The organism is Halomonas sp. AOP43-A1-21 (genome assembly GCF_052376775.1).
Lineage (GTDB): Bacteria > Pseudomonadota > Gammaproteobacteria > Pseudomonadales > Halomonadaceae > Vreelandella > Vreelandella colorata.
In genome coordinates, this window is record NZ_JBQSWC010000020.1 from 27,891 (window position 1) to 41,287 (window position 13,397).

At 55.1% G+C, this 13,397-nt stretch carries 12 protein-coding genes; 3 read left to right on the top strand and 9 right to left on the bottom strand.

Annotated features, from left to right (window positions below):
• Positions 1 to 237: 237 nt before the first annotated feature.
• The 6 genes from ACT3R7_RS12300 to ACT3R7_RS12325 form a co-directional block, all read right to left on the bottom strand.
• Positions 238 to 1,416, bottom strand: a complete 1,179-nt coding sequence (locus ACT3R7_RS12300) for a cupin domain-containing protein (RefSeq protein WP_193092650.1) — start codon at positions 1,414 to 1,416, stop codon at positions 238 to 240.
• A 30-nt stretch (positions 1,417 to 1,446) separates the two neighbouring features.
• The gene (gene purB / locus ACT3R7_RS12305) at positions 1,447 to 2,835 is read right to left on the bottom strand and encodes an adenylosuccinate lyase (RefSeq protein WP_193092651.1); all 1,389 of its coding nucleotides are present in this window, start codon (positions 2,833 to 2,835) and stop codon (positions 1,447 to 1,449) included.
• Between the two features lie 75 nt (positions 2,836 to 2,910).
• The gene (hflD, locus tag ACT3R7_RS12310) at positions 2,911 to 3,552 is read right to left on the bottom strand and encodes a high frequency lysogenization protein HflD (RefSeq protein ID WP_193092652.1); all 642 of its coding nucleotides are present in this window, start codon (positions 3,550 to 3,552) and stop codon (positions 2,911 to 2,913) included.
• Positions 3,549 to 4,706 (bottom strand): tRNA 2-thiouridine(34) synthase MnmA, encoded by a 1,158-nt coding sequence (mnmA, locus tag ACT3R7_RS12315; RefSeq protein ID WP_192538956.1) that lies wholly within the window; start codon positions 4,704 to 4,706, stop codon positions 3,549 to 3,551. Before mnmA ends, hflD begins: the two co-directional genes overlap by 4 nt.
• Before the next feature lie 73 nt (positions 4,707 to 4,779).
• The gene (locus tag ACT3R7_RS12320) at positions 4,780 to 5,235 is read right to left on the bottom strand and encodes an NUDIX domain-containing protein (RefSeq protein WP_193092653.1); all 456 of its coding nucleotides are present in this window, start codon (positions 5,233 to 5,235) and stop codon (positions 4,780 to 4,782) included.
• The gene (locus ACT3R7_RS12325) at positions 5,232 to 5,840 is read right to left on the bottom strand and encodes a pseudouridine synthase (RefSeq protein ID WP_192538954.1); all 609 of its coding nucleotides are present in this window, start codon (positions 5,838 to 5,840) and stop codon (positions 5,232 to 5,234) included. Before ACT3R7_RS12325 ends, ACT3R7_RS12320 begins: the two co-directional genes overlap by 4 nt.
• A gap of 233 nt (positions 5,841 to 6,073) precedes the next feature.
• Here ACT3R7_RS12325 and ACT3R7_RS12330 point away from each other — a divergent pair, with 233 nt between their 5' ends.
• The 3 genes from ACT3R7_RS12330 to clpA all read left to right on the top strand — a co-directional run bounded on the left by ACT3R7_RS12330 (position 6,074) and on the right by clpA (position 11,314).
• Positions 6,074 to 8,308 (top strand): NADP-dependent isocitrate dehydrogenase, encoded by a 2,235-nt coding sequence (locus ACT3R7_RS12330; protein WP_193092654.1) that lies wholly within the window; start codon positions 6,074 to 6,076, stop codon positions 8,306 to 8,308.
• Positions 8,309 to 8,577: 269 nt separating this feature from the next.
• Complete coding sequence (gene clpS, locus ACT3R7_RS12335; protein ID WP_371827760.1) at positions 8,578 to 8,898, top strand: ATP-dependent Clp protease adapter ClpS; 321 nt, start codon at positions 8,578 to 8,580, stop codon at positions 8,896 to 8,898.
• Between the two features lie 139 nt (positions 8,899 to 9,037).
• Entirely contained in the window at positions 9,038 to 11,314 is a 2,277-nt protein-coding gene (gene clpA / locus ACT3R7_RS12340; RefSeq protein WP_192538952.1) for an ATP-dependent Clp protease ATP-binding subunit ClpA, read from the top strand.
• A gap of 138 nt (positions 11,315 to 11,452) precedes the next feature.
• Here clpA and infA read toward each other — a convergent pair whose 3' ends face one another.
• The 3 genes from infA to aat all read right to left on the bottom strand — a co-directional run bounded on the left by infA (position 11,453) and on the right by aat (position 13,341).
• A complete protein-coding gene (gene infA / locus ACT3R7_RS12345) occupies positions 11,453 to 11,671 on the bottom strand; it encodes a translation initiation factor IF-1 (RefSeq protein WP_007111068.1) in 219 nt (72 codons plus the stop codon).
• Positions 11,672 to 11,819: 148 nt separating this feature from the next.
• A complete protein-coding gene (locus ACT3R7_RS12350; protein WP_192538951.1) occupies positions 11,820 to 12,554 on the bottom strand; it encodes an arginyltransferase in 735 nt (244 codons plus the stop codon).
• A gap of 40 nt (positions 12,555 to 12,594) precedes the next feature.
• Positions 12,595 to 13,341, bottom strand: a complete 747-nt coding sequence (gene aat / locus ACT3R7_RS12355) for a leucyl/phenylalanyl-tRNA--protein transferase (RefSeq protein ID WP_192538950.1) — start codon at positions 13,339 to 13,341, stop codon at positions 12,595 to 12,597.
• Between the last annotated feature and the right edge of the window lie 56 nt (positions 13,342 to 13,397).

Sequence of the window (13,397 nt, forward strand, 5' to 3'; positions counted from 1 at the left end):
ATGGCCAGTGAATAGCTGGGCAGGCTTGATAGCGCTGCAGTGCAATAACTATTGACGACAAAGGAGCATCTAACAATTGACACTTGGGGGCAGGCGGGGTTGTAACTTGACGACAATGGGTTAGCAAAACGCCGCGTTTATGTAGTCGTTTTTTGTCAGGAAGATAAACCAAATACAAAAAAGCGCCGCTTTGGGGCGGCGCTAAACATTTAATCGCTGGGTCGATAAAGGGCGTGACTATTCTTCGTCGTCTTCACCCATAAAGCCCAGACTACCCGCGTTAACCAGCTGAGTGAGCAGCAGTGCAGCTCCTTCAAGCTCCAGTACGTCTTCGTACATGGGAGCCGGGTTAGCTAAGCGTTTTGCCAGCGCTTCGGCGCAGGGATGGGCGTCGCCATCGACAAATAGCGTTACGCTGCCTGCATCCTTACGCCAGGCAAAGCGCGAGCCGGGCATGTGCAGGAGCGGCTCGCCCTCTTGAAGGTGTTCCATCAGCGCCGCTTCATCCATCGGCTCTTCAAGCGGAGCGACTTGATCGACGTATTTAGGTTGCGTCATTACTCGGCCAAACCATTGAGCGATTTGCGCGGGGTTATCAAGCGTTTTCAGCATGAATTGGCGCATGCGCTCGACAGCTGCGTCGTCCAGCTCACCGATCTGGCTGGCAGGCGCCATGCCCGCATCGCTATAGCGTTGCGAGGCGGGTAGCTGTTCGCCCAGGTAGTCGGCGTAAGAGGTGATTGACTCGTCGGCAGACGGTGCCCGAAAGCCGACTGAAATGGTCATGCAGTCATCCGTCTGGCTGACACCGTGGTGTGCCCAACCTGGCGGCAGATAAAGCATATCGCCCGGTGCCAGCGTCCAGTCAGAATCCTGCTCGACCTCAAAGGTTTCCAGAATACGCAGGTCAACGCCCTGGATAATGGGTGCGTCGTCTGCCTGCTTGCCACCCAGCTGCCAGCGACGGTGACCGCTGGCCTGTAGTAAAAAGACATCGTATTGATCGACATGCGGACCTACGCTTCCGCCGGGAGGCGCGTAGCTGATCATAATATCGTCTAACCGCCAGCGGGGCAGAAAGTCGAATTCATCCATCAGTGCCGCGACAGACGGCACGTAGTGATCCGCCGCCTGAACCAAAAGGCTCCAGTGGCCTTCAGGCAGACGCTCAAACGTTGTTTCGTCGAAGGGGCCGTGAGACACCTGCCAGGCGCCCTCCGGGCCGTCTTCTTCAACCAGGCGCGCTTCTACACCCGGCTCGCAGGCAAGTCCTGCAAGCTCATCAGGGTCGATTGGGCTGATGAAGTCGGGGATAGCGCCACGAATCAGCAGCGGTTTCTGTTGCCAGTAGTGGGCCAAAAATTCTGCCGGTGTTAAATCGCCCAGCAGGGTGAGTGGCTTATCGTGTTGGCTCATAGCGGTATCCTAGGTGAGTGGCCGCAGCGCTTATGACAAGTTGCCAAGGCGTTGGGTAAGCGCTTCGGCCTGCGCTTGTGCATTACCAATATAGCTCGCCGGCGAGAGGTCTTTAAGCTCGGCTTTTACGTCGGCTGGCAGCTCAAGAGTATCGATGAACGCGGCAAAGCCTGCCTGGTCGATGCGCTTGCCACGGGTCAGCTCTTTAAGTTTTTCGTACGGCTTTTCGATACCGTAGCGGCGCATGACGGTTTGAATCGGCTCGGCCAGCACTTCCCAGCTGTTGTTCAGGTCTTCTGCCAGGCGCTCAGGGTTGGCTTCCAGCTTGCTGATGCCTTTAAGGCCAGCGTGGTAACCGATCAGGCCGTACGCCAGGCCAACACCCAGGTTACGCAGCACGGTGGAGTCGGTTAAGTCACGCTGCCAGCGGGAAATCGGCAGCTTTTGCGCCAGGTGGTTCAGTACCGCGTTGGCCAGACCCAGGTTGCCTTCAGAGTTTTCAAAATCAATCGGGTTGACCTTATGCGGCATGGTAGAAGAGCCGATTTCGCCCGCTACCGTGCGCTGCTTGAAGTAGCCCAGAGAAATATAGCCCCAGACATCGCGATTGAAGTCGATCAGGATGGTATTGAAACGGCATACCGCATCGAACAGCTCAGCGATGTAGTCGTGGGGTTCGATTTGCGTGGTGTAGGGATTGAAGCTTAACCCTAAGCCTTCGACAAAAGTCCGCGCGTTTTCTTCCCAGTCGATTTCAGGGTAAGTTGCCAGATGCGCATTGTAGTTGCCTACCGCGCCGTTGATTTTACCCAAAATCTCAACGCGCTCGATCTGCTTGAGCTGACGCTTCAAGCGATACGCCACGTTGGCCATTTCTTTGCCAAGCGTAGTCGGGCTTGCCGTTTGGCCATGGGTGCGTGAGAGCATCGGCTGAGCGGCATGAGCAATCGCAAGCTTAGCTACTTCATCGGCGACTTCATGCATGGTGGGCAGCAGTGCCTGCAGGCCGTCGGCCAGCATCACGCCGTAAGAAAGATTGTTGATATCTTCTGAGGTGCACGCGAAGTGAATGAATTCGGTCACTGCATTCAGTTCGGCGTTGCCAGCGATTTTTTCTTTCAGGAAGTACTCGACCGCTTTCACATCGTGATTGGTGGTGCGCTCGATCTCTTTGATACGCTCAGCGTCATCTAAGGAGAACTCACTAATCAATTGTTCAAGAAAGGCGGTCGCGCCGGCAGAAAGCGGCGGTACTTCAACGATTTGGCTATGCTCAGCCAGGCGCTGTAACCAGCGGACTTCCACAATGACACGGGCACGGATCAGGCCGAATTCGCTGAAATGTTCGCGCAGCGCAGAGGCTTTGGAGCCGTAGCGGCCGTCAACGGGGGAGAGAGCAGTCAGAGCGGAGAGTTGCATGGCGTCGTTTCCAAGTAGTTCAAGAACAGGTGAGTCGGAAAAGGGGTATAGAGCGCACTATCATCAATCAAATGGCTAGCCGAGGCTATCCAGCGCGCGGCGCAGCGCTTTACGCTGGAACACCAGCTTCCAGCGGCGCCCGCCTTGCTGGTGCCATAAAAGCCCAAAGCGAATGCCTGACAATAAACAGGCCCGCACGCGCTCGGGCATCATCCGGCTTTGCAGTAGCGACGGGTCGCCCTGTACCACGATGCGCGTTTTAAAGGTGGAGATTGTTTCTTGGTAGGCTTCGCCCAAGCTTGCGATAACGTTTTCATGCGTCGGGCTAAAGTGCTCGGCCTGACCCTGGATGCGGGTAAGGTGCTGGCCCAGGGAATCCATCATGTCGCTGTTGGTACGCAGCTTGTTCATGACTAGTAGAATCGTAAAACCATAGCGCAGCACCACCGGATTGGCCTGCTTGCGGCCGACGAGTGCCTCAAGCGTTTCAAGACCGCGCCGCAGGTTATTCGGATGGCCACCGTAAATGGCTTCAAAGCTTTCCGGGTTGGTATCCACGGTCGCTTCAATCAGCGTGTCCCAGGCACGGTTATCAACCTGGCCTGTGCGGGCTAGTTCATCGACCAGGCTGGCGGCTTGGAATACCCCGGCCAAGGCAAGCGCCTGGCGCACCGACGGTGAGTCGGGTGCGCGGTGAATGGGCGTTGTGGTACTCATGCGGGGTTCTCCGACGCTTTCCAGGTGGCGCGAATAACGCCGCCACCCAGGCAAATATCACCATCGTAAAGCACCAGCGATTGGCCGGGCGTTACCGCCCATTGGGGGTCATCGAACGTCACTTCAACGCCGCCATCGGGCAGGGTGCGCATTTCGCAGCCGCAGTCGCTTTGCCGATACCGGGTTTTGGCGGTAAATCGGCCGTGTTGAGCTGGCGGCTCGCCCGCAACCCAGTCCATGGCTTCAGTCGCCAGGGTGTCCGATAAAAGCAGCGGATGATGCTTACCCTGCACCACGATCAGCACGTTGCGTTCCAGATCTTTTGCCGCCACGTACCAAGGCTCTTCTGAGTAGTTGGCAAGCCCGCCAATCCCTAGCCCCTGGCGCTGACCCAGGGTGTAGTACATCAATCCCATATGATCGCCGATCACGTCGCCTTCGGGCGTTTCGATCTTGCCGGGTTGGGCGGGTAGGTATTGCTGTAGAAAGTCGCGGAAACGCCGCTCACCGATAAAACAGATACCGGTAGAGTCTTTTTTCTTAGCCGTGATCAGGTCGTGCGCTTCGGCAAGCGCGCGAACGGCGGGTTTTTCCAGCTCGCCCACCGGGAACAGCGTGCGGGCAATGGCGGCTTCAGGTACCGCGTGCAGGAAGTAGCTCTGATCCTTGTTACCGTCCAGCCCTTTAAGCAGGCGCGGGCGAACATCGCTAGTACCTTGGCGAACCCGTCCTTCACGAACGTAATGGCCGGTGGCGATCTTCTCGGCACCCAGCATTTCGGCGTATTCAAGAAATACCTTAAACTTGATCTCTCGATTACACAGAATGTCAGGGTTGGGGGTGCGTCCAGCCTTGTACTCTTCGAGGAAATGCTCGAAGACGTTATCCCAGTACTCGGCGGCAAAATTCGCCGTATGTAACTTAATGCCCAGCTTGGCGCACACTGCTTCGGCGTCGGCAAGGTCTTCCTTCGCCGTGCAGTATTCAGTGCCGTCGTCTTCGTCCCAGTTTTTCATAAACAGGCCTTCCACCTCGTACCCCTGCTGAAGCAGAAGCAAGGCAGAAACGGACGAGTCGACGCCACCAGACATGCCGACAATTACTTTGCCCGCAGCGGATGCCTCGGTGGTGGGTGTGCCATTGGTGGATGTCATTGGCATCCTCGGTTGAAGTGGTATGCAATTGGGCAGCGATTATACACGATAGGGGGTTGCTGCTTCGAGCGCTTCACTCCTGAATGACGCTTAATGGATAGCAGCATTCGCTGACAGCGTCCTCAATGCGCTTGAGTACCAGCGGGCTTCGTAGCCGCTGTTGCGCGCTTAAGGCACGAATTTCGGCAAGCGTGAGCCAGTGTGTCGCGATAATGTCAGTGTCCAGCGGCGTATTGAGAAACTCGGCGGGCTCGGCGGTAAACCCATGACTATGAAAGGTTTGGCCGCTATCGGTGTGAAAAATATAAAGTCCCAGGTAGCCGTTTAGCGTGACACGCCAGGCGGTCTCTTCCTCAACTTCACGTAAAATCGCTGCCATAGGCCCTTCGCCCGCCTCAATATGACCCGCCGGCTGGTTGAATACCGTAAAGGGGCCGCCCTTGGCTTCTTCAACCAGCAAGAACCGATTGTCGCGCTGAATAACGCAGGCGGCCGTGCTGTGAATGGCGCTGGTTCGAATAGCGCTCATGAGGGTTTCCGGCGTGAAGCCACTGGCTTGCGCGAACGCTTGGACGCCTGGGCCGGGCGTGGGGCGTGCAGGGTTTCCTTACGCCATTCGCCGGGCTTTAGGTCGCCCAATTGCCAAGCGCCAATCGAGGCGCGAATTAATCTAAGCGTGGGAAATCCGACGTGGGCGGTCATTCGGCGTACCTGACGGTTGCGCCCTTCGCTAATGGTCAATTCCAGCCAACTGGTGGAAGGGTGGCGCTTGGGGTCAATGGCTGGCTCGCGTGGCGCCAGCGGCGGGGTGGCAATCAAGCGGGCCTTGGCCGGCCGGGTAGGGCCATCCTTTAAGGTAATACCCGTACGCAGCGCGTTAAGGGCGGTATCGTCTATCTGACCTTCAAGCTGCACCCAGTAGGTTTTAGGCTGCTTATGGCGAGGATGCGCAATGCGGTGGATGAGCGCGCCGTCATCGCTGAGTAACAAAAGCCCTTCAGAGTCGTAATCAAGTCGGCCAGCGGCATAAACGCCGGGCACTTCGATAACATCGGCGAGGGTAGCCCGTCCTTCACTGTCGGTAAATTGGGAGAGCATACGGTAGGGTTTATGCAGTAGGTATAGGCTGCTCATAAAGTCTCTTACGTCTTACGCCTGATTTGTCGACAATCTCTCATGCGGTTAAAGTGCAGCGCTGGTATACTCCTGCGTGACCGCTGGAGTCGTCGTCAACACCACCGAAGTGATAGTAAAGCAGCAAGATTGATACGCTGCCCCGCGCGCTTCGCGGCACGGTCTATCGTCGAATGAGCCGCGTAGCTTAGGATTTTATAACTAAAGCGACTAGAAAAGAGGTTAACGCAAAAATGTCCCAAACGCCGAAGATCATTTATACGCTCACCGACGAAGCCCCTGCGCTCGCGACATATTCACTGTTACCGATTATCGATGCATTTACCGATCCTGCCGGTATTGAGGTAGAGACTCGCGATATCTCCCTGGCAGCGCGTGTACTGGCTCAGTTCCCTGACCTGCTCAACGATGAGCAGCGCGTTAGTGATGATCTGGCTGAGCTGGGTAAGCTTGCGACTACGCCTGAAGCCAATATTATCAAATTGCCTAATATCAGTGCTTCCGGTCCGCAGCTAAAAGCCACCATTAAAGAGCTGCAAGGCCAGGGCTACCCGCTGCCGGATTACTCGGACGAGCCTAAGAACGATGAAGAAAAAGCCATCAAAGCGGCGTACGACAAGGCCAAGGGCAGTGCGGTAAACCCGGTGCTGCGTGAAGGCAACTCTGATCGCCGTGCGCCGAAGTCGGTCAAGAACTACGCGCGTAAATACCCGCATCGCATGGGCGAGTGGAGCGCTGATTCTCAGTCTCACGTAGCTCACATGAGCGAAGGCGACTTCTACGGCAGCGAGCAATCCGCGGTCATGGAAAAAGCCGGCAAGCTCAAGATTGAGCTGCAACAAAAAGATGGCACCACTACCGTTCTGAAAGACGGTCTGGCCGTTCTTGAAGGCGAAGTGATTGACGCGGCTTCCATGAGCAGCCGCCGCCTGCGCAGCTTTATCGACAGCGAAATCAACGATGCCAAAGCGCGCAACGTGCTGTTCTCTTTGCACCTGAAAGCCACCATGATGAAGGTTTCCGACCCGATCATGTTTGGTATCGTGGTTGAAGAGTTCTATAAAGCCGCACTTGAAAAGCATGCCGATGCGCTCAAGTCAGTTGGCTTTAATGCCAACAGCGGTATTGGCGATCTCTACAGCGCCATTGAGTCGCTGCCCAGCGACCAGCAAGACGCTATTAAAGGTGATATCGAAGCACTTTATAAAGAGCGCCCGCCGATGGCGATGGTGAACTCCCATAAAGGCATCACCAACCTTCACGTGCCTTCTGATGTGATCATCGACGCTTCCATGCCGGCGATGATTCGTGATTCCGGTAAAATGTGGGGCGCTGACGATCAGCTGCACGACACCAAAGCCGTCATTCCGGATCGTTGCTACGCGACTATCTATCAGGCCGTGATCGAAGATTGTAAAAAGCACGGTGCGTTTGACCCAACCACCATGGGCAGCGTGCCTAACGTGGGCCTGATGGCGCAAAAAGCCGAAGAGTACGGTTCCCACGACAAAACCTTCCAGATCGCTGCCAACGGCACCGTGGTGGTTACTGACGAAAACGGCAATACGCTGTTCAGTCATGACGTTGAAGCGGGCGACATCTGGCGTATGTGCCAGACCAAAGACGCGCCGATTCAGGACTGGGTGAAGCTTGCGGTTACCCGTGCACGCGAAAGCGGCGTTCCGGCTATTTTCTGGCTGGATGCGAACCGCGCCCATGACGCGCAGCTGATCAAAAAGGTAGAAGCGTATCTTAAAGATTACGATACCAACGGTCTGGATATCCGTATCCTGGCGCCGGTCGATGCCATGGCGGTATCGCTTGAGCGTATCCGCAAAGGTGAAGACACCATTTCCGTCACCGGCAACGTGCTGCGCGACTACCTGACGGATCTGTTCCCGATCATGGAACTGGGCACTAGCGCGAAAATGCTGTCTATCGTTCCGTTGATGAACGGCGGTGGCCTGTTTGAAACTGGCGCTGGCGGTAGTGCACCCAAGCACGTTCAGCAGTTCCTGGAAGAAAACCACCTGCGCTGGGATTCGCTGGGTGAGTTCCTGGCCCTGGCGGCGTCGCTTGAGCACCTGGGCAGCACCTTCGGCAATGCACGCGCCACCGTGCTGGCCAAGACGCTTGACGAAGCCAACGGCAAGTTTTTGGACAGTAACAAGTCACCGTCGCGTAAAGTGGGCGAGCTTGATAACCGCGGCAGCCACTTCTATCTGGCGCTTTACTGGGCAGAAGCCCTGGCCGCGCAGAACGACGACGCTGAATTGAAATCGCTCTTCGCGCAGTTGGCTGATAAGCTGAAAGCCAACGAAGACACCATTGTGAAAGAGCTTAATGGTGTTCAGGGACAGGCCGTGGATATTCAGGGCTACTTCCGTCCGAACGGTGAGCTGGCGAGTCAGGCCATGCGCCCAAGCAAAACGCTGAACGAAGCGTTAGCAGTGGTTGCAAAAGGCTGATGCTGAATCGCCCTGACTGCATGGGCGTGTAGCAAAACCCTCGTCCCGCTGGTGGGCGGGGGTTTTTTAGCTTTTGCGGTATGATATTTTTAATGCCATGTGAACCCTTGTAGAACTTGAGCGTCATAGCTATTGACTGGTCACTGTTGCGGGTTGCAATTGTTGATGAGCGCTGGCTAGGTCATTCATGAGTCTTGAGATAACCAACAGTGCAATCTATGCCTAATCTAGTGTTTGATAAGACAAAAGCGCCATGTGTAATGGCCGGTATGACACGACCCGAAATGCCTGACGATGGGGATGTTGCCGTTCAGTCTGCTGAACCGGCGCTGGCACAGCCTCCCTTGTATAAGGTCGTGTTGCATAACGATGACTACACGCCAATGGATTTTGTCATTGAAGTACTGCAGGAGTTTTTCAATATGGACAGCGAAAAGGCTGTTCAGATAATGCTTGCGGTACACACTCAGGGAAAAGCTACCTGTGGTGTCTTTACTCGCGACATCGCAGAGACTAAATGTCATCAGGTTAACGAGTATGCGCGTGAGTGCGAACACCCGCTAATGAGTGATATTGAAGCCGCAAATTGAGTGCGTTGATAAAAATTTGTCGGTGAGGCTTGCAACCCTGCCATTTGTACCCGATGTTGAAAGTGCCGGTCGACTAATTTGATCCGACGCAAGTCCTAGGTGGCGATACGCCCTAGGTAGTAGCGAAAAGGGGACTGCCATGCTGAGCAAAGAACTTGAACTGACCCTGAACACGGCCTTTACCGTGGCCCGCTCAAAGCGCCACGAATTCATGACCGTTGAACATCTGCTGCTAGCGTTGCTGGACAATGCCTCAGCCGTTGATGTTTTAAAGGCGTGTGGGGCTAACCTCGACAAGCTGCGGTCCGATCTGCAGGATTTTATCAACTCAACGACGCCGCTTATTCCCGAAGGTCACGGAGATCGTGAAACGCAGCCTACGCTCGGTTTTCAGCGTGTGTTGCAGCGTGCGGTTTTCCACGTTCAGTCGTCGGGCAAAAGTGAAGTAACCGGCGCCAACGTATTGGTAGCCATTTTCTCCGAACAGGAAAGCCAGGCGGTTTATTTCCTTAAGCAGCAAAGCGTTGCCCGTGTCGATGCGGTCAACTACATCGCCCATGGTATTTCCAAAGTGGCGGGGCATGGTCATTCACCCTCCAGCGCTTCTCAAGAGGGTGAAGACGTTGAAGAAGGCGCTTCTGAAAGCGGAACTCATCCGCTGACTGGCTATGCCACCAACCTTAACGAGCAGGCGCGGCTGGGTAAGATCGATCCGCTGATCGGCCGTGACCATGAGCTTGAGCGTGTTGTACAGATTCTGGCGCGTCGGCGTAAGAACAATCCGCTGCTGGTGGGTGAAGCTGGCGTGGGTAAAACGGCTGTAGCCGAAGGCCTTGCCAAGCGTATTGTTGAAGAAGACGTACCTGACGTTATCGCCGACGCTGTCGTGTACTCGTTGGATATGGGTGCGCTGCTTGCTGGCACCAAGTACCGCGGCGACTTTGAAAAGCGCCTGAAAAGCCTGCTAGGTGAGCTACGTAAGCAGCCTAATGCCGTGCTGTTTATTGACGAGATCCATACGGTCATTGGTGCGGGTGCGGCGTCCGGTGGTGTCATGGATGCCTCTAACCTGCTCAAACCGTTGTTATCGTCAGGTGAGCTGCGCTGCATTGGCTCAACCACTTTCCAAGAGTTCCGCGGTATTTTTGAAAAAGACCGCGCGCTGGCGCGTCGCTTCCAGAAAGTCGATGTACTGGCACCTTCGGTTGACGACACCATCAAGATTCTCAAGGGGCTGCGCTCACGCTTTGAAGAGCACCACGAAATCAAGTACACCGATGGCGCGCTGGAAAGCGCCGCACGGCTGGCTGATCGTTATATAAACGACCGTTATCTGCCGGACAAGGCCATTGACGTCATTGATGAAGCTGGAGCGCACCAGCGGCTGCTGCCGCCAGAAGCGCGTAAGGGCACGATCGATGTCGAGCAGGTCGAGGCGATCGTCGCTTCCATTGCCCGCATTCCGCCGAAGAGCGTTTCAAGCTCGGATCGTAAGCTGCTTGAAAAACTTGATCGCGATCTGAAAATGCTGGTGTTTGGTCAGGATGAAGCAATCGATACGCTCTCAGCCGCCATCAAGCTTTCCAGGGCCGGTCTAAAGTCGCCGGATAAGCCTGTGGGCAGCTTCCTGTTCGCAGGGCCTACGGGTGTCGGTAAAACCGAAGTGGCCAAGCAGCTTGCCCATATCATGGGTATTGAGCTTGTGCGCTTTGATATGTCGGAGTACATGGAGCGTCACACCGTATCGCGTCTGATTGGTGCGCCTCCCGGCTATGTCGGGTATGACCAGGGCGGCTTGCTGACTGAAGCCGTGACCAAGCAGCCGCACTGCGTGCTGTTGCTGGATGAAATTGAGAAAGCGCACCCTGAAGTCTTTAACCTGCTACTGCAGGTCATGGATCACGGTCGTCTGACCGATAATAACGGGCGGGAAGCTGACTTCCGTCACGTTATCGTTATCATGACCTCCAATGCCGGGGCCGAGCAGGCGTCACGTCGCTCTATCGGCTTCCAGCATCAGGACCACTCAACCGATGCCATGGAAGTTATCCGGCGGACGTTCTCGCCTGAATTCCGTAACCGGTTGGATGGCATCATTCAGTTCCATGCTTTGCAGACATCGGTGGTGCGCAACGTAGTCGACAAATTCCTGATCGAACTACAGGCGCAGTTAGACGAGAAACGCGTACAGCTGGAAGTAGATGATGTGGCGCGCGATTGGCTGGCTGAGAAAGGCTATGATCCGGATATGGGGGCCCGTCCCATGGCGCGTCTGATTCAAGAGAAGCTGAAGAAGCCACTTGCCGAAATGATTCTGTTTGGCGAGCTGGCCGAGCATGGCGGTATTGTGCATGTCAGTCTGGAGGAGGGCGAGCTTCATCTCTCCACCGAGACTGAAATGGCGGATGCGCCCTGAAAAGGGCGCTAAGATCGCCTTAGTGCGTAGCGCCTAATCATGCCGTAAAAATGCACAGCGCCCTGTCTTCGACGGGGCGTTGTCGTATACAGGTGACGGCGCCGTACTGCGTGCTGGCTGAAAAGGCGTTAGAAAGGCTTAGCGCGAACGGTAGACAATGCGGCCTTTAGAAAGATCGTACGGTGTCAGTTCCACTTTCACTTTATCGCCTGTCAGAATGCGGATATAGTTTTTACGCATCTTGCCAGAGATATGAGCAGTTACAACGTGGCCGTTTTCCAGTTCAACACGGAACATGGTATTAGGAAGGGTATCAACGATAACGCCTTCCATTTCAATATGATCTTCGCGTGCCATATAGGCAGATCCTCACTTATTTAACGTAGTTAGCAAACCAAAAACCGTTTCAGGTTTTAAGGGCCAAAGGACTGGCACTTAAGAAACAGCGCTATATTGTGCCGTAAGCCCGTCGTCAAGGCAAAAAAGCTGGGTTAATTTGTACGTTTTAACAAATTAGTGGCCGCCAATGGCGCCCATCCAGCCGCTCGATTGGGGAAAAATCTTGCTTGTAGCGCATTTTACGACACTCTGCGATCCAGTACCCCAAATATAGATGGGGCAGGGCTTTTTTATGGCTCAGCTCAATCAACTTTAAAATGGCAAGCGTGCCAAGCGAGCGTCTGTCGAGTTCGTCGTCAACGCCAAAAAAGGTATAGATCGCCGAAAGCCCATGCTCCAGCTGATCAAATGCCGAGACGCCCACGAGCTCCTCACCCAGGTACATTTCAAGTAAGTACGCGTAAGGCTCTTCCAGGGTTAGAAACGTACGGTACTGTTCACTGCTAGGCGGGTACATGTCACCATCGGCATGACGCTTTCGAATATAGTTTGCGTAAAGCTCGTAGTGGCGTGCTTCATAGCGCGCGGGTACCACGCGAGTGGTGATATCGGTATTGCGTCTCCACACCTTGCGCTGGGAACGGCTGGCCGCAAACTGCTCGACGGGGATGCGCACCGACTGGCAGGCGTTACAGTTTTCGCAGTGAGGACGGTATAAATGCCGCCCGCTGCGTCGAAAACCAAGCAGTGAAAGCGAATCGTAGACCCCCGTGACGGGAGACTCCAGCGGGTCGAGAAAAAGTGTCGTCGCCTCTTTGCTGGGTAAATAGCTGCAAGTATGGGGCACAGTAAGAAAAAAGCGCAGATCCTGTACCGGCTGACGCGGAGTATTACTACTCACAGCTTGCCTCCTTGGCAAATAAACCAGGGCTTTGCCAGCATTATGAATCGCCGTGGCTTGCTATCGACTGAAGCCATGGGGATGCAGGCACCGATGGTGCTCCAGCAAACGACGATGAGACGCTAAACGCCGTTTCGGGCAGCCACTGTTCAAGATAGTTGATGAACGTCTCGCGGGCGACTGTTGTTGCTCCCAGACTTTCAAGGTGCGGCGTATGCATTTGACAGTCAATCAGCTTACCGCCATGGGCTTGCATGGCACCTGCCAGGCGGGCAAGCGCTATTTTGGAGGCATCAGGCGCATTGGAGAACATGGATTCCCCGAAAAACACAGGCCCCATCGCCAACCCATACAAGCCGCCCACCAATTGGCCCGCTTGATGTACCTCGATACTGTGTGCAATCCCTAGACGATGAAGCGTAACGTAGGCATTGTACATGTCGTCGGTGATCCAGGTGCCGGTGTCTTCATCGCGTGGCGCGGCGCAGGCATTAATTACGTGCTCAAAATGTTGATTCAGGGTAACGTCAAACCCCCCATTGCGCAGCCGTTTTGCTAAGCTACGGCGCAGCTTGAATTGCTCAGGACGTAGTACCATGCGCGGATCGGGACTCCACCATAAAATGGGGTCATCATCGCTGTACCATGGGAAGATGCCGCGACGGTACGCTTCTACCAGCCAGTGCGGAGAAAGATCGCCGCCCGCGGCCAGCAGGCCATTGGGCGAATCCAGCGCAATGGCGGTAGATGGAAATATTGGATATGGCGAAGAAAGCCAAGGTAGCATTATTTGCTCCTGTTACTGAGCACTTGTAGAGAAGCTCTGTGACGGCGGAAGGATGC